Below are 3,168 nucleotides of genomic sequence, written 5' to 3' on the forward strand. Positions count from 1 at the left end.
GATGCTGAAATTACGTTTCTTAATAAGCATGCTGCTACCATGCCTCGTACAACCCTCCGCTATGCACTCGAACATTTCTCTCCAGAACAGAAATTGTACTATATGCTAAAATATAAAGATGGCTCGAAAGCTGTCTTTGAAAAAAAACAAAAAATTTAAAAAAAATAAAGCAAATAAGTTTTTAATTCAAGATATTAAAAAAGTATCAAAAAACAAGCCTCTTTTGTTGAGGAAAGATCCTTTTACAATCGAAGTATCTAGAAAAGCTTTAAAAAAGATAATAACAAAATATAAAGTAGCAATTCCCGTCATTATCTTTATTATTATTTTTCTTACCGGTACTTTTTTTTATAAACATATAACTCATGCGGATATTGCTATATTGTTTCCTGCAACATGTCTTGGGGGATGGACAAATACACAAAATGCGGCTAACAAACCCGACAATGATGTAACCGTTGAAGATGATGCTTTTACCGTTGCAAATTCCGCAACATTAGCAGCAGATAGGGATTCACAACTTTTTTGTGGAAATTTTACAGGAATTACTCCATCAGATACCGTGCCTTCCTCAATTATATTGAGCCTTTCTGGGACAGCAAAAGAAGAGCCTACCTCTTCAGAGCAAGTTCCTATTTCTTCAACTGCAGATCTGGCTTCAACTACTCAACAAATTTTAAATACTCCCGACGGGAATATGGGCACTGTCATTATTACAGATGTTCCAGTCTCTACTTCGACGCAATCTTCATCTGCTCCATTACCAACTGCAAATCCTGAAGCAACTCCTGATCCTTCACCAAGTACAGAAGATACATCCATTCAATCACTCCTTTCTCCACTTATTCCTCTTGTTTATGCAGATGAAATTGGAACAACTACCGATGTTGCGTCGAGTTCTTCTGATATGTCGTATCAAAGTACCACTACCATTTCTTCTGTTGAAACTCCTGAAGATATTATTGAAGTATTTTATACATTTGATGGCCAACACTGGCATTCATTGGGGAAAATTTCTAAATCAGAATTGAAGACAGCTCAGTTTCAATTGCCTGTTGATGAAATTAGTTCATGGGAAGATTTAAATTCATTACAAATTAGTATTGCCCGAGTAAAAAATGTGGATGCAATGCAGGCGCTCTATATTGATGGAATGCAATTGAATGTTCAGTATGAAAAAGTAGTACATCATCCAAATTTACCACTTTCAATAACGAATGTGAAAAATAAAGACAGAGAAATTCTACGATTAAAACCTAGTGACCCCGATGGCCTTGAAGATAAAATTTTTATGGCAACAAATGATACTGCGCTTGGCGGTCTTGCTATCTATAATATAGCCACTAAAGCACTTGTTCTTACCACAAATGTCACTGATGCTACAACCTATAGTGTTTCAAGCACCTATCTTGGAGCAGGAACGTTCGATGTTATTCGAACCACCGATCCCAATTTATGCTCGCAAAGAAGCCTCGACGATTGTGAGTCTTATCGAGATGCGGTAGGAGAGTCTGAATTTACCATAGAAGCTGTTGCTACTGCGACATCCACTTCTTCTTCAACATCAATCCTGATACAATAATAGGGAAGATGAAAAAGATTTCTCAGTATTTTCGTACGCATACTGCTCATGGTTTTGTTTACCTCGTTCTTATAGCTGTTGTAATATTTCTCGTTACCAAAATGGTTACAGCTACAACGCCGAACCCAGGACATCCATGGACTGATATCGGAAACGGTACATTTCAAGTGGCAAATACCCAGACACTTGTTCGTACATTCACCTTTCCCGATGCCGATGCAACTATGCTTACTTCAAATGCAGCAGTTACTGTAGCTCAAGGTGGCACCGGAGCTGCAACCCTTACTGGAATCTTAAAAGGAAATGGTACTTCAGCTTTTACAGCGGTTACTGCTCCTGCTGGCAACATTCTCGGAGATACTGATACCCAAACTCTTACCAATAAAACCATTAGTAAAGCAAGTAATACGCTGACAGGTGTTGCTGCATCTGGGGCAAACTCCGATATTACGGCGCTTTCAGGTTTGACTACCGCCTTATCGGTTGGGCAAGGTGGCACAGGAGCAAACACTCTTACCTCAAACAATGTAATACTTGGAAATGGTGCTACTGCTGTGCAATTTGTTGCTCCGAGCACGAGCGGTAACGTCTTAGCATCAAACGGTACAACCTGGGTAAGTACTTTGCCTGCCAATCTTGTTTTGTATAGTACCCAAGGTCTTTATCCAGCCAATCTTACCACGGTCACAGCGCTAACAACTGGTGTAAGTTATTTTCAATATATGGGAGTAGCACCAAAAGCCTATACAACTTGTACAGTATTACAAAACGTTACAACTGCTGCTGCGACTATTACCTGGGCAGAAGTGGCTGTCTTTAAAGGAAATCCAGTATTAAATGGTGCCGCATCACTCACACGTCTTGGTTCTGCCAATGTAGCTGCTACGTATAACTCTATAGGTCGAAAGAGCACGGCAGTCACGGTTGCGGCTGTCACAGGAGATAACCTTTGGGTAGCTTTTGGATCGTCGGCAACTACTCCGTTTCAAGTCCGTGGAATGCTCGCTGATGATTTACAATCGGGAGTATTTCAAACGGCAACAATTCAACCTTCGCTTGCTGCTTCTCCGCAAGCTACGGTCCTTGGTGGTGCAACAGTAGTACCAGCATGGGTTTCTATGAGATGCCAGTAATATCTGTACTATGTTTTTTAAAAAAACAGTACCACGTATTTTAACCTTATTTTTAGCTATAGGTTTTATATTATTTATTACTGACATTTCTCCTACATATGCCACGTTAAGTTGTTCAGTAACAACGGCAGTTCTGTGCACAAGCCCGAGTGTTGTCATTGTACGCATGTCGAGTACTACGAATGCTCATGCAGAATTGCCAAGTCAGGTGACTGCAAATTATGCAAATAGTGTCATTTGTTGTACTGGAGTGACGAGTCTTAGCAATACATGTACTAACTCCTTTGCTATTGCAGTTAAACTCGTAAGTACTACCAATTCCCATGTTGAACAAAATACTAATTCCAATTATTCAAATAATGCTTGTATTTCTGCGCCGATTGGCACTATGACGGTTGCATATCAGGATACAAATTGCACGGGATATGATACAACACTTGGTTCTATGGCCTC

At 39.8% G+C, this 3,168-nt stretch carries 3 protein-coding genes; all 3 read left to right on the forward strand.

All coding sequences use genetic code 11. The features are described from left to right. The first annotated feature begins 136 nt into the window (after nt 1-136). Nucleotides 137-1,582 carry a hypothetical protein gene (locus tag VGT41_05975; GenBank protein ID HEV2601809.1) on the forward strand — a complete coding sequence of 482 codons (1,446 nt, stop codon included), beginning with the start codon at nt 137-139 and terminating at the stop codon, nt 1,580-1,582. A gap of 8 nt (nt 1,583-1,590) precedes the next feature. Further along, on the forward strand, nt 1,591-2,715 hold the full coding sequence (locus tag VGT41_05980) for a hypothetical protein (GenBank protein HEV2601810.1): 1,125 nt from the start codon (nt 1,591-1,593) through the stop codon (nt 2,713-2,715). 10 nt (nt 2,716-2,725) lie between these two features. Then, the coding region (locus tag VGT41_05985; protein HEV2601811.1) for a hypothetical protein at nt 2,726-3,168 on the forward strand (443 nt) is incomplete at its 3' end.

The sequence above is a fragment of the Candidatus Babeliales bacterium genome (genome assembly GCA_035944115.1).
In the GTDB taxonomy this organism is placed as follows: domain Bacteria; phylum Babelota; class Babeliae; order Babelales; family Vermiphilaceae; genus DASZBJ01.

Coding starts and splice junctions, on each gene's coding strand:
- VGT41_05980 (HEV2601810.1), top strand. CDS start 1,591: ATGAAAAAGATTTCTCAGTATTTTCGTACGCATACTGCTCATGGTTTT.